At 64.1% G+C, this 23,912-nt stretch carries 18 protein-coding genes and 3 pseudogenes; 13 read left to right on the top strand and 8 right to left on the bottom strand.

The window, feature by feature from the left end:
- Nucleotides 1-1,147: 1,147 nt before the first annotated feature.
- The 8 genes from LRS12_RS06225 to LRS12_RS06190 all read left to right on the top strand — a co-directional run bounded on the left by LRS12_RS06225 (nucleotide 1,148) and on the right by LRS12_RS06190 (nucleotide 8,553).
- Complete coding sequence (locus LRS12_RS06225) at nucleotides 1,148-1,618, top strand: hypothetical protein (protein WP_257845542.1); 471 nt, start codon at nucleotides 1,148-1,150, stop codon at nucleotides 1,616-1,618.
- On the top strand, nucleotides 1,515-2,177 hold the full coding sequence (locus LRS12_RS06220) for a DNA/RNA non-specific endonuclease (RefSeq protein WP_257845445.1): 663 nt from the start codon (nucleotides 1,515-1,517) through the stop codon (nucleotides 2,175-2,177). Before LRS12_RS06225 ends, LRS12_RS06220 begins: the two co-directional genes overlap by 104 nt.
- A gap of 11 nt (nucleotides 2,178-2,188) precedes the next feature.
- Entirely contained in the window at nucleotides 2,189-3,031 is an 843-nt protein-coding gene (locus LRS12_RS06215) for a DUF2235 domain-containing protein (RefSeq protein WP_257843806.1), read from the top strand.
- Nucleotides 3,028-3,363 (top strand): hypothetical protein, encoded by a 336-nt coding sequence (locus LRS12_RS06210; protein WP_257843805.1) that lies wholly within the window; start codon nucleotides 3,028-3,030, stop codon nucleotides 3,361-3,363. The genes LRS12_RS06215 and LRS12_RS06210 overlap by 4 nt, the downstream gene beginning before the upstream one ends.
- 141 nt (nucleotides 3,364-3,504) lie before the next feature.
- A complete protein-coding gene (locus tag LRS12_RS06205; protein WP_257843803.1) occupies nucleotides 3,505-5,307 on the top strand; it encodes a hypothetical protein in 1,803 nt (600 codons plus the stop codon).
- Between the two features lie 430 nt (nucleotides 5,308-5,737).
- Nucleotides 5,738-6,844: a phospholipase A gene (locus LRS12_RS06200; RefSeq protein WP_257843801.1), complete on the top strand. Its 1,107-nt coding sequence runs from the start codon at nucleotides 5,738-5,740 to the stop codon at nucleotides 6,842-6,844.
- Nucleotides 6,845-6,865: 21 nt separating this feature from the next.
- Nucleotides 6,866-7,411, top strand: coding sequence for a peroxiredoxin (locus tag LRS12_RS06195; RefSeq protein WP_257843800.1), 546 nt, complete (start codon nucleotides 6,866-6,868; stop codon nucleotides 7,409-7,411).
- A 116-nt stretch (nucleotides 7,412-7,527) separates the two neighbouring features.
- A complete protein-coding gene (locus LRS12_RS06190) occupies nucleotides 7,528-8,553 on the top strand; it encodes a GGDEF domain-containing protein (protein WP_257843799.1) in 1,026 nt (341 codons plus the stop codon).
- 429 nt (nucleotides 8,554-8,982) lie between these two features.
- Here LRS12_RS06190 and LRS12_RS06185 read toward each other — a convergent pair whose 3' ends face one another.
- A complete protein-coding gene (locus tag LRS12_RS06185) occupies nucleotides 8,983-9,462 on the bottom strand; it encodes a DUF421 domain-containing protein (RefSeq protein ID WP_257843796.1) in 480 nt (159 codons plus the stop codon).
- Nucleotides 9,462-9,983, bottom strand: coding sequence for a hypothetical protein (locus LRS12_RS06180; RefSeq protein ID WP_257843795.1), 522 nt, complete (start codon nucleotides 9,981-9,983; stop codon nucleotides 9,462-9,464). Before LRS12_RS06180 ends, LRS12_RS06185 begins: the two co-directional genes overlap by 1 nt.
- 94 nt (nucleotides 9,984-10,077) lie before the next feature.
- Here LRS12_RS06180 and LRS12_RS06175 point away from each other — a divergent pair, with 94 nt between their 5' ends.
- The 3 genes and pseudogenes from LRS12_RS06175 to LRS12_RS06165 all read left to right on the top strand — a co-directional run bounded on the left by LRS12_RS06175 (nucleotide 10,078) and on the right by LRS12_RS06165 (nucleotide 12,894).
- The gene (locus tag LRS12_RS06175) at nucleotides 10,078-10,929 is read left to right on the top strand and encodes an SDR family oxidoreductase (protein WP_257843794.1); all 852 of its coding nucleotides are present in this window, start codon (nucleotides 10,078-10,080) and stop codon (nucleotides 10,927-10,929) included.
- Between the two features lie 36 nt (nucleotides 10,930-10,965).
- Nucleotides 10,966-11,967: a low specificity L-threonine aldolase gene (locus LRS12_RS06170; RefSeq protein WP_257843793.1), complete on the top strand. Its 1,002-nt coding sequence runs from the start codon at nucleotides 10,966-10,968 to the stop codon at nucleotides 11,965-11,967.
- Nucleotides 11,964-12,894: pseudogene (locus LRS12_RS06165) on the top strand (DMT family transporter). Before LRS12_RS06170 ends, LRS12_RS06165 begins: the two are co-directional and overlap by 4 nt.
- On the opposite strand, the pseudogene LRS12_RS06160 reads toward LRS12_RS06165, so the two are convergent.
- From LRS12_RS06160 to LRS12_RS06150, 3 genes and pseudogenes are all read right to left on the bottom strand, one after another.
- Nucleotides 12,804-13,627, bottom strand: a pseudogene (locus LRS12_RS06160) (NAD(P)-dependent oxidoreductase). The pseudogenes LRS12_RS06165 and LRS12_RS06160 overlap by 91 nt on opposite strands.
- Nucleotides 13,628-13,651: 24 nt before the next feature.
- Complete coding sequence (locus LRS12_RS06155; protein WP_257843792.1) at nucleotides 13,652-15,163, bottom strand: M28 family metallopeptidase; 1,512 nt, start codon at nucleotides 15,161-15,163, stop codon at nucleotides 13,652-13,654.
- Nucleotides 15,164-15,174: 11 nt separating this feature from the next.
- Nucleotides 15,175-15,330 carry a hypothetical protein gene (locus tag LRS12_RS06150; protein WP_257843791.1) on the bottom strand — a complete coding sequence of 52 codons (156 nt, stop codon included), beginning with the start codon at nucleotides 15,328-15,330 and terminating at the stop codon, nucleotides 15,175-15,177.
- Between the two features lie 112 nt (nucleotides 15,331-15,442).
- On the opposite strand from LRS12_RS06150, the pseudogene pepN reads away from it, so the two are divergent.
- Nucleotides 15,443-18,056, top strand: a pseudogene (gene pepN / locus LRS12_RS06145) (aminopeptidase N).
- A gap of 73 nt (nucleotides 18,057-18,129) precedes the next feature.
- A complete protein-coding gene (locus LRS12_RS06140; RefSeq protein ID WP_257843790.1) occupies nucleotides 18,130-21,231 on the top strand; it encodes a hypothetical protein in 3,102 nt (1,033 codons plus the stop codon).
- On the opposite strand, the gene LRS12_RS06135 is transcribed toward LRS12_RS06140, so the two are convergent.
- From LRS12_RS06135 to LRS12_RS06125, 3 genes are read right to left on the bottom strand one after another with little or no spacing between them, the layout of a single operon-like run.
- A complete protein-coding gene (locus LRS12_RS06135) occupies nucleotides 21,174-22,367 on the bottom strand; it encodes a glycosyltransferase (RefSeq protein WP_257843789.1) in 1,194 nt (397 codons plus the stop codon). The genes LRS12_RS06140 and LRS12_RS06135 overlap by 58 nt on opposite strands.
- 10 nt (nucleotides 22,368-22,377) lie before the next feature.
- A complete protein-coding gene (locus LRS12_RS06130) occupies nucleotides 22,378-22,878 on the bottom strand; it encodes a DUF2141 domain-containing protein (protein WP_257845444.1) in 501 nt (166 codons plus the stop codon).
- Nucleotides 22,879-22,895: 17 nt separating this feature from the next.
- A complete protein-coding gene (locus LRS12_RS06125) occupies nucleotides 22,896-23,822 on the bottom strand; it encodes a hypothetical protein (RefSeq protein ID WP_257843788.1) in 927 nt (308 codons plus the stop codon).
- Between the last annotated feature and the right edge of the window lie 90 nt (nucleotides 23,823-23,912).

Below are 23,912 nucleotides of genomic sequence, written 5' to 3'. Positions count from 1 at the left end.
TAAATGAAGTACGAAAACGGTTTCGGAGGTTTGCTGGCCGGCTGCGACGGATCGGTGCGTCACATCGGCACGCTGCCTTTAATAAATGCTCCCGACCAAATGACCGATGATGCCGATGTGGATGTAACTTGGGCAGCTGAACCTCTCGGGAAGCGGGATCGCCCAATGGCGCGCGGCGTTGATACGGATCTCCCACGGCGGCGATCTCACTCTGAAGCGTTCCTGCCCCAGCCCTGTAGGAGGCTGTTTTGAGTTAGAGGTCAGGCTACCGGACGCCTGGTTTCAGGATCACACACATGGGGCCGCGATGACCGATTAAAGGGCGCTTTTCAGACTGGCAGATTATGCTGAAAACAGCCTGGCCGCCCATGGGGCGACAGCAAGCGAGGTTGCTTTTGCGCGGACAGATGCCAAAGCGGTCACATGCCAATTACCACTTCCGCTGGCGGTCAGTGGGGGGCGTAAGGCTCTCCCATAGCTCAGGCCTCGCCGATCGACAAAGTGGGCACAAATCCATGGCCGGGTGCCTGATCGTAAACCCGCATTTCAAAATCCGCCTTCGGCATTCACACTCGACCGGTTTCCACTGCAAGAGATGCAGGCAAGACTGGAAACAAGTGCAACACCTGACCCGCGCAATGCGGCGCCTTGATCCGATCGAAGAGGCCGCGCAACGCGATGACGAGGCAATGGGGACTATCGAACCGCAGAGGCCCGCACGGCTTTCAAGGCGATCGGCTACCTCGGCGCGTATCTCGGGTGGGACATTGTCGGCAGGAACGCGGACCGGCTCATGGCGCGCGATCCTCTGGCGATCGTGGAAGGGCTTCTGGACGACGAGCGACTTCCCCTGGAATTCCGTGAACACAATGTGGTGAATTGAATCTCCCGAATACGTAATATGCGCCAGAAAAGCCGTCCCGCTCGTGCCGCGATGGCGTAATGATGATGTGCTGATCAAATGGTAGCAGGCGCAAGATTACTCCAAATCGGACCCTTTCCGACCTGTAAGGAATAGCGATGTTCGCGCATAGCCATGTGGCATATTTCGCGTTTTACCGATCCAGGGTAGTGCTGGCAGCGTTCAACATTCTACCGTGCTGGCTGTGCGGTGCTCGACTGGGGAGGTGGAGACATGCGAACATGGGTGACCGCGATCCTTTTCGCTGGATTCTCGAGTCCCGCCATGGCGCAGAGCTTTCCCTGCAGCGGGGCTGCGGTTTCGCCTTATCCAGCTCTCGTCGCGACGGATCATGATCATCGTCGCCTCGCCCCGAAGGCGGGTGTTCTCAGCAAGGCGTTCACTGCATTTTTTGCTGCGTTCGATGACGCCGATGATGACGATGGGAATGGGGAACGCGATGTTCGTCTCAATCCTGAATTCGTGGCGTATGAACTGCGCGGGCTGGCACCCAATGCCGATGGCGATTATGCCGAACCCAGGATATCGATCGAGCGCCCGAGCCGCTGGTACACCTCGCCTGAGCTCGTGCCGCTGGTCGACACAATTGAAGGTGTCACCAATCGCCGCATCGACGACAGCTATCGGGGGGGCTGGCACAGTCTGGAACCGCGGTCACCTGGCGATGAGCGATCATGCCCAGCGCATCAGCGCTGAGGCGAGCTGTAACACCCATAATTTCTGGAACGCATCGCCGCAGGCAGCCGACCTCAACCAAGGTCCGTGGATGCATCTGGAGAATTACTCAGCCGCCGCCTCGAACAAATATCGCAGCATCTGGGTGATCACCGGGCCGATCTTCGATCCGGCCACGCCTCGCTTATCGATCGGCGATGCCGGAGAACTGCCGGTCGAGATTCCGGACGCGTTCTTCAAGATCCTCGTACATGAAAGTCCGTCCGGCATCGACACGCTTGCTTTCATCTTCGAGCAGCCCAACGCGCTCGACGGTCAGGGTAAGCCTGTTCCGACTGCGACCTGGGTCAGCTGCAGCCGAGCAAATGCACTTGGGCATGTCTACGACCATCGACCCCAGCTCGTGTCGATCGCGCAGATCGAGCAGCGCACAAACTTGCGTTTCTTCTCCGATCGGGCGGACCGACAGCAGCTAATTGACGCGCGCGCGACAGCCCTATGGCCCGTGGAGACGCGGTACTGGGATCCGGGAAATGCGGTGTGCGCCAGACAGCGCGGTCATCCGTCCTCAGCTGATTGAGGGAGAGCACCGTGCCCAAGAATATTGTCATCCTGCTCGACGGGACCTCAAACGAGATCGAGTGCGATCGCACCAACATTCTCCGCCTCTATGGCGTTCTCACCAAGGACGCCGAGCAGCTCGTCTACTATGATCCCGGCGTCGGGACGTTCGGTGCGGAAGGCGCCTGGTCGCGCTTCTGGCGCAAGGCGCACGAGGTCTGGGGACTGATGACCGGATGGGGCCTCGATCACAATGTGAAGGAGGCATATCGCTTTCTCGTTGAGAATTATGACAAGGGCGAGCGCAAGGGCGTCAAAGGTGGCGAGCGCGACCGGATTTTCATCTTCGGCTTCAGCCGCGGAGCCTATTCCGCGCGGGTGCTGGCAGGGTTTATCCATGCGGTCGGGTTGATCGAGCCACGCAACCTCAATCTGCTTGATTATGTCTATCGCGCCTACAAATCGATTGGCGAGGATGGTCAGGAGGCGGAAAAGGCATTTGCCGAGGTGCGGCTTTACGAACGTCTACTCGGTCCAGATCGACCGCCGATCCGAATGCTGGGATTGTTCGACACCGTCGCTTCGGTGATCGAAAGCGGGCGGCATGGTCCCCAGTTAAAGTCACACGCGTTCACCAGCCGGAATCAGAGCGTCGAATCCGTGTCGCATGCGGTCGCGATCGACGAGAAGCGCACGATGTTCCGCCCGCAGCTCTGGCCGGCCAATCAGGAATATTGGGGCAATCCTTTCAACAGCGCCGCAGCGAGGCCCCAGGATGTGAAGGAACTCTGGTTTGCCGGGGGCATGGCGATGTCGGCGGGGGCTATGCCGAGGCGGAGAGCGCCCTGTGCAAGGTGCCACTCGTATGGATGATCGAACGCGCGAAACTGTGCGGCCTCAAGTTTCGTCAGCAGAGCATCAACGCGGTCGTATTGGCGTCCTCGCGGGGCGCCAAATATACGGCGCCGACGGGGACGGGGCGCTCGCACAACACCATGACCTTTGGCTGGTCGATCCTTGAATTCATTCCCCACCGCAAGCCAGGGGGTTCATCCCGTCCCTCGCTGTTCGGCATCAGCTTTCCTTTTTTCGAGCGGCGGCACATTCCGCAGGGAGCGCTGCTTCACAGCTCGGTAATCCAGCGGCGAACGGAACTTGGACTTTGGGCGCCAAATATTCCGGATTCATATGGGATAGAACAATGATCTGCTTGCCATTCGAGCGATCGACAGGCCCAGGCGACCGATCCTGCGGTGGCGTTGCCTGCGCGATGCGGGGACGCGTCGCTGCCACGTGCGCATGGCCGGATAGTCGGAGATTGATCATGCCTGTCGGAGGAGCCGGAAATGGCTGACGCGGTCGATTTGGCTCAGGCTGGCGGCGGCGTTGTCGATTTTCACGAGTGGCTCACGCCCTTTGTTTCATTGACGCTCGCCAAGGCGGCTGGCGTTGCCGTTGCTGATCAGCTGGAACGTTGTCTCGCCGACATCGAAGCCATTTGCGCTGCCGAGGAACATCCTGCCACGTCCGATTTCACGCGGCTCCGGGCCCGCGCAGCGGCCGGCGTCCGATTACAGTCGATGTGGTACAAACGCACGCTCAAGCCGGCTTGGACCGACGATGCGAGCTTCATCGATGTGCAGCACCATCTGGTCATCGCGCTTGTTCGCAAGGGGCATTTGGCGCTCCATATCAGCGACCCTAAGGTCAAGGGACCGCTGCGCGCTGCGCTGATCGGCGAGCTCGATCCGGGCGCCCCCCTTACTTGGCTCTCGCCGATACCCCGCGCGATCATGTCCGCGGCCTTTCTGCAGAACGGCCAGGCCCGAACACTGTGGCTTTCTGGTGTGCATCGGCGAAGCGCGACCAAGGCCGACGCCAAGATTCTGGCCGGCCAGGATCTCGATTACTCCCTCGACCCCTTTGACGACCAGAGCTTCTATTGGTCGGCTGCGCGCTCGCGGAACGCCGCGCTGGAGATCACCGTCGGCGTATCACCCAAGGCGTCGCGGGTCTGGCTCGGCAAGGCCAAGTCGATCGACGGGTTTGCTGCGTCGACCGCGCTGCTGATCGATGCCGTTGCCGCCGCGAAGCAGGGCAGTGATGAGCCGTTCCGCTTTCTTGCGACCCCGATGGAAATGCTCGATCCGGCAAAGGTCACCGGAGGATATGATCTTTCGATCCTGCCACCTGACATGCTTGAGGATGGGGACGAGGACGCCGATGCGGTCAATGCCGACGCCGCGCTTGTGATCGCCACCAATCTGATCGCAGAACCGGCAAACGGCTCGAACCTGAGCGTCTCGGTTGAGATCAATAGCGAGACCATCGGGACGCTGACCCTTGAGGTCGCCATCGCGCGCGACGGTAAGGTTAAGTTCAAGGCCACCGATCCAAAGCCTGCGGGAGTCAATGACGAGGCGTTCAACCGGATCAAGGCACTGCTCGGGCGCGGTGTCGGCGTGAACGTCCGCTACGACAGCGGACATAGTGTATCTGACCGCCAGATATACGCCTTGAGAATGCCTCGTATCGCCTTCTCGCAATATGAGGCGACGGATTTTAAGGGCTATCTGGTAAAGCAGGAAAAGCCGAAAGACCTGACCAAGATCGGTGCGGAGAAGAGCCTGTTCTGCTGGGTTCAAAACACCCATAAGGGATGGCTCGCTTGCGACGATGGCGCAAATGAGAAGGCGGATTTCATCCATCTCGACATCAGCGGCGCAAAGCCGGTTCTTTCGCTCATCCATGTGAAAGGCGCTAACAGCGACAAGGCCAGCCGCAGGCTCTCCGTTGCCGCGTATGAGGTCGTCACCGGTCAGGCGATCAAGAATCTGCAATGGCTCGACAAGCAGGCGCTCGCCAGAGGGCTTTCGCAGGCGGTGCGCGCAACCAACTATTGGTGGAAGGATGGTAAGCCAGTCGCGAAAGACGAACTGGTGGCTGCGATTGAGAGTCTCGGTGACGAATATGTTCGTCGCGTGATCATTGTGCAGCCCCATGTCACTGAAACCGCGCGGACAAAGGCGGAGGCGGCCAAGGATGGCGTCAATCGATTGCGTCTCGATCAGCTCAACACACTGCTTGCCAGCGCGTGGCGCAGCTGCAACGGTCTAGGCGCCGAATTCAAGGTGATTTGGGCGAAATAGCTGGCCTTGCCGCGTGCCCATGGCGAGGCCGCCGTCCTCGACATAAAAATCATCAGAATTTCCGTAGCGGCGTGAAATCGGAACGATGGGGGGCGCATTGGCCACCGCGTGTACCCGGCAGACGTCAGCTTTCGGGATTCGCAGATCCGACGCTGGACAATGGCTATTGGGGCGCAAAGCGGTCAGAACGCCTCATACTAGCTCCTACGCTCTCGCGCTAAGTGTGGGGCAAAGTGTGGGTCAGTATAGCCCATTAGCCAGATTTATGATTATTTATCAAGATGTTAAGTGGCTCAATGGTATTCCTCCGTCTCCGCCATCTTCCGAAGCTGCATTCTGGCCCGGGGCCATTGCCGGACCATCGGCGGGCCTCGCCTTGCAGTCGATTCTGACTCGCAAACGTCACGGGCCGCTGGCATCCGGGTGCGCGATGCGAAGCCTGACCCTTGTCGCCGCCGCGATGCTGGCGGTCCCCGCCACGGCGCAGGTCCGCGCCGTACCGACCCAGCCCGAGTCCGAAGCCGGTGCGTTGCGCGGGGTCGAGGTCATTTTGATCAACGAGGGTGCCGCGCCCGTCGCGGCAGAGGGGCCGCGGATCATCGAGGTGACCGCCGCAGACGGCACGCGCCTGGTACTCGAGCGCCTGCCTGCGCCCGCCACGACGATCGCGCCGGGCGGGTTTGCCAAGGCGCGCTATGTTCCGACCGGCTATGCCGCGCGACCCGTGACCCGTCCGCTGCCCGGGGCACCCTTGCCCGACGGCGTCGGCGCAGCCTGGGCCGACGGCGCACCTGCCCGTGCGCGTGCCGTGACCGATACGGCTGAGCGTGAGGTCGAGGCATCTGCCGGCACTGCTGCGGGCTTTCTCGACCGTTTCGCGCCGCACGAGCCGACTTATGGTGCGTTCGGTTTCGGCGATTCGGGGGGCAAGCTACAGGTCAGCTTCGCATTCCAGCCGATCGGCGGCGACGGGGCGTTCAGTCATCTGCGCTTCGCCTATACCCAGACGATGTTCTGGCGGCTCGACCTGCCGTCCGGTCCGTTCACACACACCACCTATTCGCCCGAAGTCTATGTCGAGCGCGCGGTCGATCCGACCGCGACCATCGGACTGGGCTGGCGGCATGATTCGAATGGCGAGGGGCCGGCGACCTCGATCGATTCGAACCGCATCTTCCTGCGCGCGACCAAGCGGTTCGATCTTGGCGATGGCTGGCGCGCGGAGGTGACGCCGCAAGCCTGGGTCTATGTCGGCAAACAGGGAGTGGCGCCCGATCTTGATCGTTATTGGGGCAACGGGTCACTCGGCTTGGCGCTGGTCAAGCCCGACAGCCTCAAGCTCGCGCTCACATTGCGCGGCAGCCCCGATAGCGGGCGTGGCGCGGCAGAGCTGTTCGCATCCTGGCCGCTCGCGCGACTCGATGACGATCTCGGCTTCTATCTCTTCGCTCAGGGCTTTACAGGCTATGGCGAAGCACTGGACGATCATCGCCGCCGCGATACCCATGCCCGGATCGGTATTGCGCTGACCCGGTGACGTCCGATCGAGGAGAGACCCATGCGCCTGAAGCTCGCTCTTGCCGCCCTGATCCTTCCGCTTGCCATGCCGGCCACCGCCGCACTCGCGCCGGGGGCGAAGGCACCTGATTTCAAGGCCAAGGGCGCGATCGCGGGGCGCGATTTCACCGTCCATCTCGCGCGCCAGCTCCAAAAGGGGGCCGTCGTCCTCTATTTCTTCCCCGCAGCGTTCACGCCGGGATGCAGCGCGGAGGCGGCGGCGTTCGCCGCAGCGGTCGACGATTTCAAGGCTGCGGGGGCGGTCGTGATCGGCATGTCAGCCGATCCGGTGGACAAGTTGCGGGATTTTTCGGCGAAGGATTGCGCCGGAAAATTTGCGGTCGCCAGCGCCAGTCCCGAAGTCATTCGCGGCTATGACGTCGCGTTGGGGCGCCAGATTCAGGGCCGCGACGTTACCAACCGGACCAGCTATGTCATCGCACCGAATGGAAAAATCATCTACGCGCACAGCGATCTGAACCCCGCCGCTCATGTCCGCAACACCCTCGCCGCAGTGCGTGACTGGCGTGCGAAGCAAAAGCGCTGAAAGGCCGAATCGGGTAGCTCGTTTCACCGGATATTAGCAGTTTCGGGATTAGCTCCGGTCTCGAACAGACCGCCGTGCATGGTGCGCGTCGGGTGGCTGACCGGAGGAAGGCGTTGGTGAGGCTGGCGAGGGCGTCACGTGCAGACGGTGCCGTTGATCCGGACCGCCAACTGTACGAGCGCATCGGCACATTTCTGTTCGATCAGCGGCTCGAACCGAGTCCCGCGAACTTTGCCTTTGCCTGGCACCTGCTTCACGATCCCGGCGGTCCGCTTGCCCTCGCGGTAGAGAATATGACCGAGGGCGGCGTGCGCCTTACGCAGCGTGACATCGAATCGCTCGGCTGCGAAGCCCCTGCAAACGCGGCCAAGGCGCGCGAAAAGGTCGACGGCCTAGTCGCCAAGACGCAGATGCAGGTCGAGGGTTTTCAGGACATGGTCCAGGCGATGCGCGCCGAGACCGCGGGCTTTGGCCGCGACCTCGCCGCCAGCGCCGATGCGATCCGCCGGTCGAGCGAAGGGCCGCAAGGCGACGTGCTCGAAGAGGTTTCGCGGATCACTGCGACGATGCTGGAGCGCGTGCACCGCGCCGAATCGCAGCTCGAAAGCGCGACGCGCGAAGCGACCGAATTGCGCAGCGCGCTGGAGGAAGCGCGCGACAATGCCCGTCGCGATGCGCTCACCCAATTGCCCAACCGTCGCGCATTCGAGGAAGCGTTCAGCGCGCAACAGGCGTCGGGTGCGCGGCTGTGCATCGCGGTGTGCGACGTCGATCACTTCAAGTCGGTCAACGACCGGTTCGGCCATGCCGTGGGCGATCGCGTGCTCCGCACGATCGCGCAGGCTCTGAGCGAAGTCTGTGTCGGCCACCTCGTCGCTCGTCATGGCGGTGAGGAGTTCGCGATCCTGTTCTCGGGCATCGGCATCGCCAAGGCGCGCGACATCATGGAAAATGCGCGGTCGCTGGTCGCGTCGAAACGCTACCGGTTGCGCGAATCGGACATGCCAATCGGTGAGATCACCTTCTCCGCAGGCCTCACCCGCGTGCATATCGGCGAGTCGCTGGTCGACAGCTTCGACCGCGCCGATGCCAAGCTCTATGAGGCCAAGAATACCGGGCGCAACCGCATCATCGGCGGCTGACACTTGGTGAAAATTCCCAACCAGGCCGGTGAATTTTCCCAGTTCACGCAGTAACAAAATTCCAAACCACGTAAAATCAACATGTTATGGGAGTTGGCACGCTCCCTGCAATCCATCTGGCATCCCCGACGGAACGGTCCGGCGGGAATGAAAGAGGGAAATATCAATATGGCACTTCGTTTCGAAACCTTCGCCCGCTCCGCCGTCGCATTCGCCGGCGCTGCCGCCTTCACCCTGATGATGGTCGCCAACACCGTCAGCCTCGGCCCGGTCGCCTGATCAGCCGCATCCAGACAGGGAGATAAGAAAATGGTTCGTCAGCTTTGCGTTGCGCTCATCTCGCTCGGCCTCACCGCCGCCATGGTCGCCACCACCATCGCACCCCAGTCGGCAGGTTTCATCGCCTGACCGGCGGGGTGCGCCCCCGCTTCATGCGGGCCGCGCATTCTCTGCCTTTGCGGGCTCGCCGTCCCCACGCTTGATGAAGCTGATCCGCCCTTCGGGCTCCAGGATCGCCCAGGCGACATCGCGGACCGCGCCGATCCCCGCCAGCCGCATCTCCGATTCCAGCTCGCGCCGCGTCAGCCGGTCGCGTCTCATATTCGCCTCGATCCACGCGCCATCGCGGATCAGCACGCGTGGCTCGCCCTCGATCGCCCGCTCCGCGCGCGGCCAGCGATAGCTCACCCAGCCCAGCACGCTCGCCCAGAAGGCGAAGGTCGCGATCGCCAGCGTCGCCCCGGTCAGGCTGAAGTCATTGTGCGTGATCCCCTGCTGGATCAGGTCGCCCAGCACCACCAGCAGCACCAGCTCGAACGGCGTCATCTGCCCCAGCTCGCGCTTGCCCATCAGGCGCAGCAGCCCGAACAATATGGCGAACATCACCGTGGCGCGGATCACGATATCCATCAGGGCAGCACCGTGATCGCGAGCGGGACCGTCGCCAGTTCACGCTCGCCATCGAACAGCGCGATCCGCCCGCGCGTGCCGGCTAACAGCGGCGGGTTGATCTGGCCGTCGATCTTGATGGCCAGCGTCTCGCCGGCCTTGAGCGGGCCAAAGTCGAATTCGAACGCGCCATCCTTGAACGATTCCTCGCCCGCAGCGGGGATCATCGTGTTGATCGTCATGTCGCGCCACAGCCCGGCATCGATCGCGACAACCGCTTTCGCTACCGGCGCGCGCGCGGTCACGCGGATATGGGTCTCGAAAAACTCGCCATTGCGGATCACGCGCGGCGTGCGGATTTCGAGCCGCGCGGCGCCACTCTCGACGATCACCGGCCGTGCCTTGCCCCCGCCAAATGCGCCGAGCAGCGCGGCCAGCATGATCGCGGCGAGCAGGAGGACCGCGATCCAGCGCCTCCAGGCCCCTCCGCGCGGCTCGGCATGTGCGGGGTCGATCCCGTCAGGATAGGTGGAGTGCGCCATCGCGCAGGTGAAACGAGCGTCCGCGCGACTGGTTGCCGGAACTCCCGGGTCCCGCTTCGGTTGTTAGGCTGGCGGGGGATGACCGGAGCGAGCCATGACCGACACCGCCGAAATGATCCATGAAGACGCGCTGCCCGGCGAGGAGCGGACGCTGGACCCCAAACCCGAATGGCAGCCGCGCTATCCCGGATCAGGTCGGCTGGACGGCAAGGTCGCGCTGATCACCGGCGCGGACAGCGGCATCGGTCGAGCGGTCGCCGCCCTGTTCGCGCGCGAAGGAGCGGATATCGCGATCCTCTATCTGCTCGAAGATGCCGATGCCGAGGAAACCAAGCGCATCGTAGAGGCGGAGGGCCGCCGCGCGATCCTGATCAAGGCCGATGTCGGGTCGAAAAAGATGTGCGACCGCGCAGTCGCGCAGACGATCGACGCCTTCGGACGGATTGATGTCCTCATCAACAATGCCGGCGAACAGCACCCCGACAAGGACATTCGGGACATTACCGAAGAGCAATTGCTCCGCACGTTTCAGACCAACATCTTCGGCATGTTCTACCTTGTGCAGGCAGCATTGCCACACATGGGGGAAGGTGCCGCGATCGTAAATTGTACATCTGTGACCATGTATCAGGGGTCGGCCGAGCTGCTCGACTATTCGAGCACCAAGGGGGCGATCACCGCCTTCACCCGCTCGCTGTCCGAAAATCTGATCGAACAGGGCATCCGCGTGAACGCTGTCGCGCCCGGCCCGATCTGGACCCCGCTCAACCCCTGCGGCGGCGCATCGCCCGAAAAGCTCGAGACGTTCGGGGAAAACACTCCGATGGGTCGCCCGGGCCAGCCCAATGAGGTAGCCCCCGCCTTCCTCTTCCTTGCCTGCGAGGACGCGAGTTACATGTCGGGACAGGTGCTCCACCCCAATGGCGGGACGATCATCAACGGCTGATTGACCGGAGTCGCGTGGCGGCGCATCTGGGCCGCCATGCGCTTCTTCTCCGACAACGCCGCCCCCGCCTGTCCCGAAGTCATCGCGGCGCTGACCGCCGCGAATGTGCAGGACACCGCCTATGACGGCGACCGCTGGAGCGCGGCGCTCGACGCCCGCTTTTCGGCGTTGTTCGAAACACCGGTCGCGGTGCTGTGGCTGCCGACCGGCACCGCCGCCAACTCCCTCGCGCTCGCCTCGCTCTGCCCGCCTTATGGCGGGGTGGTGTGCCACCGCGAGGCGCATATCCAGATGGACGAGGCCGGCGCGCCCGAATTCTTCACCCATGGCGCCAAGCTGATGCTGGGCGAGGGGCCGGGCGCGAAGCTGAGCCCCGATGCGGTCAACGCGGTGCTCGATGCAGTCAAGCCGGGGGTGCACTGGGTCCAGCCGCATGCGATCTCGATCACCAACGCCACCGAGTACGGGTTGGCCTATACGCCCGACGAGGTCGCGGCGATCGGCGACATCGCCCGGTCGCGGGGCCTGGGCTTCCACATGGATGGCGCGCGGTTCGCCAATGCACTCGCGCATCTCGGCTGCCACCCTGCCGATATCACCTGGCGCGCCGGGGTGGATGCGCTGAGTTTCGGCTTCATCAAGAATGGCGGGATGGGTGCGGAGGCACTGATGTTCTTCCGCCCTGATCTGGCCGAAGCGTGCAAGGTGCGCCGCAAGCGCGCCGGGCATCTCCAGTCCAAGGGCCGCTTTCTCGCCGCGCAGCTTCTCGCGATGCTCGACGATGATGTGTGGCTGCGCAACGCACGCGCCGCCAATGCTGGTGCGGCGCTGCTGGGTCAGGCCGCGCCGCACCGGCTGGTCCATCCGATCGAATCCAACGCCGTGTTCGTGCGCCTGACCGCAGACGAGGCGGCGTCGCTGCGCGCGCAGGGCTTTGATTTCTACGATTGGGGACCGGGTGAGGCGCGCTTCGTCGTCGCTTGGGATCAGGACGCGGCAGCGGTCGCACCGCTCGCCGACGCTCTCGCCGCGCTGTGAGCGAGGGCGCACCAGCGGCCCCGAGGCCCAATTCTACCAAGCTCGCGGTGCTGATTCCGTTCGGGATCGTCACTCTGATCTGGGGATCGACCTGGCTGGTCATCACCGGCCAACTTGGCGTGGTGCCGCCGACCTGGTCGGTCACCTATCGCTTCCTGGTCGGCGGGCTCGCGATGCTGGCCTGGGCTGCCTGGTCGCGCCAGCCCTTGTGGCTCGATGCGCGCGGCATGGGGTTCGCCGCTTTGCTTGGTCTGATGCAGTTCGTGCTCAACTTCAACTTCGTCTATCGGGCGGAGATGCATGTGACCTCAGGCCTTGTCGCCGTGGTCTTTGCCCTGCTGCTCGTGCCGAACGCGATCCTCTCGCGCATCTTCCTGGGCCAGCGCATGGGGCGACAGCTGCTGGTCGGATCGGTGGTCGCGATGGCGGGGGGTCGCGCTGTTGTTTGTCCACGAGATCCGCCGTGACCCGTCGGCAAGCGGCGAGGTCTATTACGGCATCGGCATCACGCTGCTGGGTGTGATGTGCGCTTCGGTTGCCAACATCATGCAGGCGACCGAGACGTCGAAGGCGTATCCGATGGCAACGATGATCGCCTGGGCGATGCTGCTCGGAGCGACGATGGACGGGGCCTTCGCCTGGCTCACCACCGGCCCCCCGGTGTTCGAATGGACCGCGACCTACATCGCCGGCGTGCTCTACCTCGGCGTGGTCGCGTCGGCGGTCGCCTTCCCGCTCTATTTCGGGATCATCCGCGTCATCGGCCCGGCCAAGGCGGCCTATTCCAGCGTGCTGATCCCGGTGATCGCGATGCTGCTGTCGACCCTGTTCGAGGGCTATCGTTGGTCGCTGCTTGCGGCGGCGGGCGCAGCGCTCGCGGGGGTCGGGCTGGTCGTCGCGCTCAAGGCGCGCAGGCCCGCGCGGTAATCGGGATAGCGCGGCCGCCAGCTCAGCACCCGCTTCGCCTTACCGTTCGCGATCCTGCGATTCTCGGCATAAAAGGCGCGCGCCTGGGGTGAAAGGTTCGCTTCCTGCAAAGGGACGAGCGGCGGCACCGGCAGCCCCAGCAATCTGCAGCCGAATGCGATGACGTCGGACTGCGGCGCGGGTGCGTCATCGGCGAGGTTGTACGCCCCCGGCGGCGCATCGAACCCGGCAATGATCCCCGCAGCAAGATCTGCGACATGGATGCGGCTGAACACCTGCCCCGGCACGTCGATACGCCGCGCCTCGCCCGCTACGATCCGGTCGAGCGGTGAGCGGCCCGGCCCGTAGATGCCGGGCAGACGGAACACCCGCGCCTCGAGCGCCAGCCATTCGGCATCCGCCGCGGGCGCGCAGTGCGCCGCCCGGTGCCGGTCGGCGCGCTTTCGTCCACCCATGCGCCCTGCGTGTCGCCATAAACGCCGGTGGAGGAGAGATAGCCGAGCCATGCCGAACTCCCTGCCAGCGCCGCGCCATAGGCTGCCAGCACCGGATCAGTCTCCCCTGGCGGGACCGAAGACAGGATATGCGTTGCCTGCGCAATCTCGAACCGCACCCGGTCGCGGTCGTCGAAGGGGAGGTTTCCGGCGCTGCCCGTCGCGACGATCCGCGCGGCGGGTAGCAACGCGGTGATGTGCCGCGCGCTATAGCCAAGGCCGAAGACGAGGAGGCGCATCACGCCTCCCCGATCCGGTTCAGCTCACTTCGCGCCATATCCGTTGTACAGCGTGCCGAAGAAATCGCCCTTTTTCCACGCCGGGCGCTGGTCGGCGTCGGCGATCTCGCGCGCGATCACGTAATTCGCCTCGATGAAGCGGACGCCCTGATCCCACATGATTTCGGGATTGGTAATCTCGTCCGACGGCTTGTGATAGCGGTTCGTCAGAAAGCGTTCGAAAGCCTCCTTGCCGACGCCCGCCATGCCCGGCCACAGGAAGACCGACGGCACGCCCTGCTGGACGAAGCGATAATGGTCGGACCGCACGAAGAAGCCCTGTTCGGGCATTGGATCGGTGCCCACGCCGACCCCGACGCTCGCGGTGGCGCGCGCGACGGTCTCGCCCAGCGTCGAACGCGCCGCACCGAACGCGATCATGTCCTCGAACTTGTAGGTGATCACCGGCATGTCGAGATTGACGTTCGCGACAATCTTGTCCTTCGGCACGGTCGGGTTGTGCGCAAAATAATCGGCACCGATCAGCCCCTTTTCCTCGGCGGTGACCGCCAGGAACATGACCGAGCGGCGCGGCGCCTTGCCCGAATCGCGGAAGCGCTTGGCCTCCTCGATCAGCGACGCGATGCCCATCGCATTGTCCATCGCGCCATTGTAAATCGTGTCGCCCTTCGCATCGGCGCGGCCGACGCCGACATGGTCGAGATGCGCGGAGAGGACGACGACTTCGTCCTTCAGCGCCGGGTCGCTGCCCGGAATGATCCCGGCGACGTTGCTGCTCATCACCATCTTGCGCTCGGTCTTGAGCGCGGCGGCGAGCGTCGCGCGCGCGGCGAACGCCTTGAGCTGCGGCTTGTTCGCCTCGACCGCCTTGATCGCGGCGGCCCAGCCCTTGTCGTCGCCGAACAGCTTTGCCGCACCCGCGATGCTGATCACGGCGAGCGACGGCGTGCCCTTGGCCGGGAGATGGCCGTTACCCTTGGCATCGGCCCAGGTCATCCGCCATTCCTGCCAATGGTCGGCGAGCTGCGCGAAGGGGCGGCGCGACCCCGGCGTCTCGATTACGATGACGCCCGCAGCACCCAGCTTTGCCGCGATCACCGCCTTGTTGGCGTTGCTGCCGAAATGCGCGCGCTCCTCGCCGTCGAAGCCGCCCGGCGCGCCGGACAGGATCGCGACGATCTTCCCCTTCGCGTCGACGCCCTTGTAATCGTCGCGCTTGAGGTGCGGGGCGACGATGCCATAGCCCGCGAACACCACGCCTGCGTCGATCACCGTGCTCAGTCGCTCGGGGTCGCCACCGGGGATATAGTCCTTGCCGAACTCCAGCGTCACCGGCGTCCCGCCGCGCGTCACGGTCAGCGTTCCCTTGTCAGCGGGACGGAAGCTCAGCAGCGGCACCGACTGGAGGTAGCTGCCGTTATCCCCCGCAGGGCGCAGCCCCGCCGCATAATATTGCGCGGCGACATATTGCGCGGCGATGTCGTACTCGGGCGACCCGGCGTCACGGCCCTTCATCGCATCGGACGCGAGGAACATGACATGCGCCTTCATCGCCGCTTCGGCGGGGGCAGCGGCGCGTTGACGCGCGCATTGTCCTCGGCGCTGGGGCCAGCAGGAGCCTTGGCATCCTGCGCCAGCACGGTGGGGGACAGTGTGATCAGCGTGAATGCGATCGTCGAGCGCAGCAGACGGGATTTGATCAAGGCTTCGTACTTCCCATTGAACCAAAGAATGGGTTGAGGCGTAGCATTCCGACGATACACCGCAATCGAATTTCGCGTGCTGTCCCCCGCGCCCGCGCGTAAAGGCCAAAACATGATCGACGTTCTCGACGCCACACCCACCGTCCAACCCCGCGTGATCCGGCGCGAAGACTATGCCACGCCCGACTGGCTGGTGCCCGACATCGCGCTCGATTTCGACCTCGCCCCCGGCTGCACCCGCGTGCGCGCAACGCTTTCGGTGACGCGCAATGGCGTGCATAATCGTCCGTTGCGCCTCGACGGTGACGCGCTGACCGCGCTTGCAGTGCGGGTCGATGGCGCGGAGACCCAGTGGCGCATGGACGGCCCGACGCTGGTGATCGACCTGCCCGGCGATGCGCACGAGATCGAGACGCAGGTCGAGATCGTGCCCGAGCGCAACAGCCAGCTGATGGGCCTCTACGCCTCGGGCGGTAACCTCTGCACCCAGTGCGAGGCGGAGGGGTTCCGCCGCATCACCTTCTTCCCCGACCGCCCCGATGTGCTGTCGCGCTATCGGGTGAAGATGACGGCGGACAGGGCGCGCTATCCGGTGCTTCTCGCCAATGGCGATCCGATTGCGTCGGGCGATGCCGGAGATGGCAAGCATTGGGCCGAATGGCACGATCCCTTCCCCAAGCCCTGCTACCTGTTCGCATTGGTCGCGGGTGACCTTGCCGCCAATCGCGGCAGCTTCACCACCGCGAGCGGGCGCGAGGTCCAGCTCGCCATCTGGGTGCGCGAACAGGATCTGGCGAAGACCGACCATGCGCTTCACGCGCTCAAGCTCAGCATGGCGTGGGACGAGCGCGTCTATGGCCGCGAGTACGATCTCGACGTGTTCAACATCGTCGCCGTCGACGATTTCAACTTCGGCGCGATGGAGAATAAGGGGCTGAACATCTTCAACAGCCGCTACATCCTCGCCGACCCCGATACCGCGACCGATTACGACTATGACGCGGTCGCCGCAGTGGTCGCACACGAATATTTTCACAACTGGTCGGGCAACCGCGTCACCTGTCGCGACTGGTTCCAGCTGAGCCTCAAGGAAGGCTTCACCGTCTATCGCGACCAGTGTTTCTCTGCCGATCAGGGCTCGGCTGCGGTCAAGCGCATCGAGGATGTCCGCGGCCTGCGCGCCGCGCAATTCCCCGAGGATGCCGGCCCGCTCGCCCATCCCGTGCGACCCGACGACTATATCGAGATCAGCAACTTCTACACCGCGACGATTTACAACAAGGGTGCCGAGGTGATCCGCATGATCGCCACGATTCTGGGTCCGCAGAAATTTCGCGCGGGCAGCGACCTGTATTTCGACCGCTTCGACGGGACGGCGGCGACGTGCGAGGATTTCGTCGCGTGCATGGAAGAAGCGAGTGGGGTCGACCTTGCCCAGTTCCGCCTGTGGTACGCGCAGGCAGGAACCCCGCGCGTCTCCGCGACGCTGGAGCATGAGGTGGACGGCGCGCGCGCGACGCTGACACTGCGCCAGAGCCTGCCACCGACTCCAGGCCAGCCGGTCAAGGAGCCGATGCTGCTTCCGCTGAAGATCAAGCTGTTCGGTGCCGAGACCGCCGCACCGCTGGCCGATGAGCGACTGGTGCTGCTCGGCGATCCTCAGACGGTGATCACATTCGACGGGGTGACGGAGCGTCCGGTACTTTCGGTCAATCGCGGCTTCTCGGCTCCCGTCATCGTCAACACCAACCGCAGCGCTTCCGATCTCGCCTTCCTCTCGGCGCATGATGACGACCCCTTCGCGCGGTACGAGGCGATGCAGCAGTTGATGCTCGATACATTGGTCGGTGCAGTGACCCGCGGACATGTCGATCACGGTCCGGTGATCGAGGCGGTGGCAAACACCCTTTCCGATCCCGCGCTCGACCGCGCCTTTGTCGCCGAAGCGGTGCTGCTCCCGTCGGACAGCTTTATCGGCGACCAGCTCGCCGTGGTCGATCCCGAACTGATCTTCCAGAAGCGCGAGGCGTTGCGCCGCGATCTCGGTCGTGCGCTCGAGCAGCAATGGCGCGCGATCTACGAAGGCGAACGCGCCAACCGCTTCGAATATTCCCCTGCGGGGAAGGGGGGCGCGGCGGATCAAGTCGGTAGCGCTTGGATATATCAATGCCAGCGGTGCCGCAGACGGCCCGGAACTGGCATTCGCCCAGTTCGAAACAGCCGACAATATGACCGATCGCCAGGGCGGGCTGATGACGCTGGCCAATCTCGCCTCCGAAACGGCCGATGCGCGGCGCATCGCGGCGCTCGACATCTTCTACCAGCGCTATCGCGACAATGGCCTCGTGCTCGACAAATGGTTCCAGACCCAGGCGCTGTCGACCCGTCCGGATACGCTGGCCGCGGTGCAGGAACTGTCGCGGCACCCCGACTTTACGCTCGCCAACCCCAACCGCGCCCGCGCGCTGGTCGGCGCGTTCGCAGTCAACCAGCGCGCATTCCACGGTGCCGATGGCGAAGGCTATCGCTTTGTCGCGGACCAGTTGATCGCGCTCGACAGGCTTAACCCCCAGACCGCCGCCAAGCTGGTCCCGCCGCTCGGCCGCTGGCGCCGCTTCGACGCTGCGCGCGCGACCAGGATGCGCGCGGAGCTGGAACGCATTCTTGCCCAGCCCGGGCTGAGCAAGGACATGACCGAACAGGTGAGCAAGAGCCTGGAAGGGTGAACAATCACACCATGACATTGCGGCTGCGCGCTATCGTGGCGTTGGCCACATTGAAGCTATCCGGAGTAAGTTGATGCGCAAGATCGCCCTCGCCGCCCTGCTTCTCGCAACCACCGCCTGTGGCGGCGCGCCCGACGGCAACCAGAGTGTCGCGCAGGACGCGGGCTATGACCTTGCCGGGCAGAAGGCGAAGCTCGCCGTAATCGAGATGAAGCCCGATACCAGCTTCCTTACCGAAGAAGAGCGGCGGGTGGTCAATCTGCTGATCGAGGCGTCGAACATCATGTCCGACATCTACCGTGCCCAGCGTGACCCCAACTGGCGTGACACACGCGCTGCGATCGCCAAAGAGGGCGATGCCTTGAAGCTCGAAATGTATGACCGATACTTCGGTCCGTGGGACGAACTCGCCGAAAAGCGGGCCTTCTGGGGAACGGGCGCGATGCCCGAAGGTGCGGGCTTCTATCCGACCGATCTGACGCGCGAGGCATTCGACGCCTATCTCGCCGCGAATCCAGGGGAAAAGGCGGCGCTGACCAGCCCTTACACCGTGGTGGTGCGTGACGGGACGAAGCTCAAGGCGATCCCCTATTCGGTCGCCTACAAGCCGGAGCTGACCAAGGCAGCCGCGCTGCTCGAACAGGCGGCGGCAATCACCACCAATCCCAGCCTGAAGAAGTTCCTGACGCTGCGCGCAAGGGCATTCCTGACCGACGATTATTATGAGTCGGAACTGGCGTGGATGGACCTCAAGGACACTCCGATCGAAGTCGCGATCGGGCCGTATGAAGTCTATACAGACCGGCTCCACGGCCAGAAAACCGCGTTCGAAAGCTTCGTCACGCTGAAGGATCCCAAGGAGTCCGCCGCGCTCGACAAGTACAAGCGGTATCTGCGCGACATGGAGGCGAACCTCCCGGTCGAGGAGTGGCTCAAGAACTTCCAGCGCGGCTTCGAATCGCCGATCGCGGTGGCGGAGCAGGTGCGTGGTGGGGGCGACAACGTCCCCGGCGTCCAGACCATCGCCTTCAACCTGCCTAATGACGAACGGGTGCGTGAGGCGAAGGGCGCCAAGAAGGTGATTCTGTCGAACGTGCTCGGCGCGAAATATGACCGTATCCTCGCGCCGATGGCACCTTTGGTGCTGGTTCCCGACCAGTCGAGGCTGGTGGTGAAGAAATATATGCAGCTCGGCACGCTGTTCCACGAATTGTCGCACAGTCTGGGGCCGGGGACGATCACCGTCGGGGGCGCGAAAACAACGGTCAGCGAGGCGCTCAAGGATCAGGCATCGGCGCTCGAAGAGGCGAAGGCCGATGTCATGGGCGCGTGGAATATCCTGTTCATGATGGGCAAGGGCGAGATCCCGGCTGCGGAAAAGCCACAGCTATTTGCCACCTATCTCGCCGGGACCTTCCGATCGATGCGCTTCGGGATCGAGGAGGCGCATGGTCGCGGTGCGGCTATGCAATATGGATATATGAAGGCGAAGGGTGCCTTCGCCTGGGACGAGCAGTCTGGCCGCTACCGCATCGACGATGCGAAGTTCGAGGCGGCTCTGCGTGACCTGTTGCGCGAGATGATCGTGCTTCAGCACAATGGCGATTACGCAGGGACCAAGGCGTTCATGGCGAAATGGGCGGTGCTCGACGACCCCGCAAAGCGCGTGATCGCGTCGATGGGGGGCGATTCCGGTCGATATCCGCCCGATCTATCCGGACCGCGTGTGAATATTGCCCATGCGCCGCGTTGGCTGATCCTGCTCGCGCTCGCGCTGGCGGCGCGGGCGATCACCTTCGGCAACCCGATTCTGCATGTCGACGAGGAGTTCTACTTCGTCACCGCGCGGGCGATGCTCGACGGCGCGCTGCCCTTCATCGAGATCTGGGACCGCAAGCCGATTGGCCTGTTCCTGCTCTATGCCCCGGCGGCCGCACTGGGATATCCGGCGGGGATCTGGGCCTATCAGGTCTTCGCGCTGATCGCGCTTGTCGGGACAGCGGCGCTGGCGATGCGGCTGGCGGAGCGCGCGGGGTGGTCTCGCGGCGCGCTGCTCGCGGGTGCGGCGGTCGTGTTCTGGCCGAACCTGATCGACGGGCAGGGCGGGCAGGCACCCGTCTTCTACAATCTGCTGGTGATCGCGGCGGTCACGCTAGTCGCGCCGCGCGCGGACGGGACGATTCCATCGCGACTGGTCTTGCGCGGGTTCGGCGCGATGGCGTTGATGGGGTTGGCGCTCCAGGTCAAATACTCGGCGGTGTTCGAGGGCGCGTTCATTGGCCTGTGGATGATGTGGGGTCTGTCGCGCAGCGGCGCTACGCTGCCCCGCGTCTTCTCGACCGGGGCCATCTGGGCGGCGGTCGCGCTCGCTCCAACCGCGCTTGCGTTTGGGGCCTATGCCGCGCTCGGACAGGGCGAAGCATGGCTTTATGCCAACTTCCTCTCGATCCTCGACCGCAACCCCGATCCGCTGACCGCGCAGCTCACCAATCTCGCGATCATCGTCCTCATTCTCTCACCGTTGCTTGCTTCGGCATGGCTCGCATGGTGGCGGGGCGAGCGGACGCCGGTGCGCGGCTTTCTGTTCCTCTGGGCGGCGGCGGCGCTCGCCGGGCTGCTCGCCTTTGGTTCCTATTTCGACCATTACGCCCTGCCGTTGATCCCTCCCCTGGCAATCTGCGCGGCTGGCTTCTGGGGCGACCATCGCCGCTTCGCACTGGCCATTCTCGCGCTCGTGCTGGTCGGCGGGCAGGTGGTGCTGATCGCCAAGCGCACAACGCGCGGCACTCCGGGCGAGATCGCGGCCATAGCGCGGACGATCGGCGCGGGGCCGGGTTGCCTGCACGTCTATTCCGGCTCGACGATACTCTACCCGATGACAGGAAGGTGCACGGTTACGCCCTGGGTATTTCCCAGCCACCTCAGCCGCACGCGCGAACGCGGCGCGATCGGCGTCGATCAGGCGGCGGAAATCGACCGGATTCTGGCCCTGCGCCCGGAATGGGTGGTGATGCGCAAACCCTATCGCGGCGAGCGGTCCGAAATCCGCGCGCAAATGCTGACGGGGGTCGAGGCCGGCTATGCCCGCGTTGCAGTGATGCCGCTCGGCAACGAACGCTACGCCCTCTGGCGCCGCGGCAGCCCCTCGGCGCGTTCGGCGATCAGTTCCGAATAGAGCGAGACCAGCGCGATCGCGTGATCCCGGTCGGACAGCACCTGTGCGGCGGCGTGGCGCGTCGCGGCACGCAGGATCGCCGGCTCGCGCGCGAACATTCGCCCGATCGCGTCGGCGCAGGCGCGTGCGTCGCCCGCGCGGTATGTTTCGGCATAGAGCGGATCGGCGACCTCGGCGCACCCGCCATCGTCGGGCACGATCAGCGGCAATCCACTCGCCAGTGCCTCGCACGCGACCAGCCCGAACGGTTCCTGGTCCGATCCGTGAATCAGCGCATCGGCGCTCGCCATGATTCGGCTGAACCGTTCGCGGTCATAAACCGGGCGGAACAGGCGGATATGCGTGTTGCCCGCGATCTGCCGTTCCAGCGCGACGCTCTGCGGCCCTTGCCCCAGCAGCATCAGGCCGACCGGGACATCGGCACCGGCAGCCTGCACCGCGTCGATCACCAACGGCCAGCGCTTCTCCTTATGGTGCCGCCCCAGCCCGATCAGTAAATGCCCCTCGGGTGGCAGGTCTAGCTGCGCCAGCATCGACGCACGCAGCGCCTCGTCGCGCAAATCGGGGGAGAAATGGTTGCGGTCGATCCCAAGCGGCATCGCGGCGTCGACGTGGAGCCCGCGACGGCGGTACCGCTTCGCCAATGCCGGGCCATTGGTCACGAAGGCATCGTATTTTGCCAGGAACCTGCCCATGTAACGGGTGTACCAGCCGAACATCCGCTCGACCCGGTCGATGGTCGCGATCCCCTCCAGCCAGCGCTGGGCATAGGCACCGATATTGTCGTTGTGCGCAAAGAACACCTTGAGCGCATCGCCTGCCCAGTCGCCGATGAACCAGGCCGGGCGCCAAGGGGAGCTGTTCTCGACCACATCAGGCTTGAGATCGTCGAGCAGCCGGGTGACCGCGCCCGGATCGTTGAACAGCCAGTAATTGCGGTCGACGATCAGCGACGGCGACTTGACCCAGTAGATGCGCCCGCCATCGGGGCGGTCCTCGACCCGATCCTCGTGGAACGGGGCTATGACGATCAGTTCATGACCAAGCTCGGCCATGATCCGCATCTTGCGGTCGAGATAGGTCCGCACCCCGCCACCGGTCGGCGAGTAATATTCGTTGATATCGACGATCCGCATGGCGCGCGTCTCAGTCCGCCAATGGGGCAAAGCCGGACAGACCGCGCAGATACTGTGCGCGGATCGTCACACTGGTGCCGCCCGAACCCACGTTGATGACCGCTTCGCTCAGCTGCGGCCGACTTCTCCCCAACTTCCGGTTGCTCGGGAACCCGGCGCCGTCGCGCCAGAAATTGAACTTGTTCTTGCCGTCGCGGTCATGGGTAAACAGCAGCGCATACCGACCGGGCCGCGGCGCGCGGATGCACAGATTGACCGCGCCGTTCTGGGCCGGGGTCGACCAGATCCGTGCGAAGAACTTGCCCTCGTTCTTCAGCTTGGTGTCGTCTTTCAGGAAATCGTCCTCGTTGGCCGGATACAGCTCCAGCTTGAACCTGCCGGTGCGGTCCTTGAGGCCGGTGACGGCGACACGCACCGACGGGCTGCTGCCGTTGCACGCGGCATCGGCATCGATCAGGATCTGCGCCCCGGCGGGGGCGGCTCCGAACGCGGCGATCAGGGCGGCGGACATCAGCAGGCGCACGATTCTCAGCTCTCCTTGGTAGCCAGCCCGAGCAGCGCGAAGCCGGCGATCAACGCCATATGGACCAGCAAGGTTAGCGCTGCGGTGAATGCCAGCAGCTCCGACAGCGCCTGGCCCTGGCCGATCAGAATGATCGCGAAATTGGCGAACAGCAGATCCTTGTTCGGGACGAAGGGCAGGCGTGACACCAGCAGGCGCGCGGCGGCCAGGATCAGCCACATGCCCAGCGAGACGTCGGGCATCGCGAAATGCCAGGCAAGGGCGACCAGAATCGATCCCAGCAGGATCCGGACCGAATGCATGCCGAAGATCCACCACAACATGCTGCGCTCAAGCGAAAACACCCGCTTGGAGAAGATCAGAAACGGCAGCGACATCGCGATGATGATACCGATCGATGCCAGCGCGGTGTTGTACTGCGCCGGCGTCAACAGGTTCGTGGCGAGCGGAAGCGCGGCGACCAGCATCGCCAGCGTGATGCCGTTGCCGGCAATCGCCGAAAGGATCGAGACGTCCTTGACCGCGCCGAACGGTGCGGCGACCATTCGCGTCCGCTGTCGTGCCCAGGCATAGAAATAGGCTTCGCCTGAATAGCCGAGCACGACTTCGTTCGCGATGCGCTTGCGGTGCAGCGCGATCATCCCGCTGGGCGGGATCGCCCATAGCCGCCGGAAGATCAGATAATCGAAGGTCGGCGGGCCGAGGTAGAAGAGCGTGAAGAAAATGTAGAAGACCCAGCTGTCTGGCGCGGTCTGTGAGAGTCCGGCAAGTCCCTTGTCGAGCAGTTCCTTGGCCAGACCGGCGACCATGAGCAGCGATACCGCCGCGCCCAGCAGCATCGGCCAGCGACGCCGAATCTTCTGGATCGGCTCCAGCGCGGCAAGATCTTCGGCACCGGGAAGCGGTGCGGGATCGGCGACAGTCGTGTTCATCGAGCCTTGCGCTCCCGGCGGTTCAACATCGGCCAAATAGGACGCCCTCTCCGGGAACATTGCGGTCGCATATCGTCACGTCGCGACCCG

Origin of the sequence: Sphingomonas sp. J344 (assembly GCF_024700005.1) — a bacterium.
GTDB lineage: Bacteria > Pseudomonadota > Alphaproteobacteria > Sphingomonadales > Sphingomonadaceae > Sphingomonas.
The sequence above is the reverse complement of the archived record's forward strand: the minus strand, read 5'-3'. Positions and strand labels throughout refer to the sequence as shown.

What these genes read in the sequence shown, in the direction of transcription:
- LRS12_RS06155 (WP_257843792.1), bottom strand. Translation starts at nt 15,163, where the DNA reads ATGTTCCTCGCGTCCGATGCGATGAAGGGCCGTGACGCCGGGTCGCCC.
- LRS12_RS06200 (WP_257843801.1), top strand. Translation starts at nt 5,738, where the DNA reads ATGCGAAGCCTGACCCTTGTCGCCGCCGCGATGCTGGCGGTCCCCGCC.
- LRS12_RS06130 (WP_257845444.1), bottom strand. Translation starts at nt 22,878, where the DNA reads ATGTCCGCCGCCCTGATCGCCGCGTTCGGAGCCGCCCCCGCCGGGGCG.
- LRS12_RS06175 (WP_257843794.1), top strand. Translation starts at nt 10,078, where the DNA reads ATGACCGACACCGCCGAAATGATCCATGAAGACGCGCTGCCCGGCGAG.
- LRS12_RS06180 (WP_257843795.1), bottom strand. Translation starts at nt 9,983, where the DNA reads ATGGCGCACTCCACCTATCCTGACGGGATCGACCCCGCACATGCCGAG.
- LRS12_RS06170 (WP_257843793.1), top strand. Translation starts at nt 10,966, where the DNA reads ATGCGCTTCTTCTCCGACAACGCCGCCCCCGCCTGTCCCGAAGTCATC.
- LRS12_RS06125 (WP_257843788.1), bottom strand. Translation starts at nt 23,822, where the DNA reads ATGAACACGACTGTCGCCGATCCCGCACCGCTTCCCGGTGCCGAAGAT.
- LRS12_RS06140 (WP_257843790.1), top strand. Translation starts at nt 18,130, where the DNA reads ATGCGCAAGATCGCCCTCGCCGCCCTGCTTCTCGCAACCACCGCCTGT.
- LRS12_RS06205 (WP_257843803.1), top strand. Translation starts at nt 3,505, where the DNA reads ATGGCTGACGCGGTCGATTTGGCTCAGGCTGGCGGCGGCGTTGTCGAT.
- LRS12_RS06185 (WP_257843796.1), bottom strand. Translation starts at nt 9,462, where the DNA reads ATGGATATCGTGATCCGCGCCACGGTGATGTTCGCCATATTGTTCGGG.
- LRS12_RS06210 (WP_257843805.1), top strand. Translation starts at nt 3,028, where the DNA reads ATGATCGAACGCGCGAAACTGTGCGGCCTCAAGTTTCGTCAGCAGAGC.
- LRS12_RS06195 (WP_257843800.1), top strand. Translation starts at nt 6,866, where the DNA reads ATGCGCCTGAAGCTCGCTCTTGCCGCCCTGATCCTTCCGCTTGCCATG.
- LRS12_RS06135 (WP_257843789.1), bottom strand. Translation starts at nt 22,367, where the DNA reads ATGCGGATCGTCGATATCAACGAATATTACTCGCCGACCGGTGGCGGG.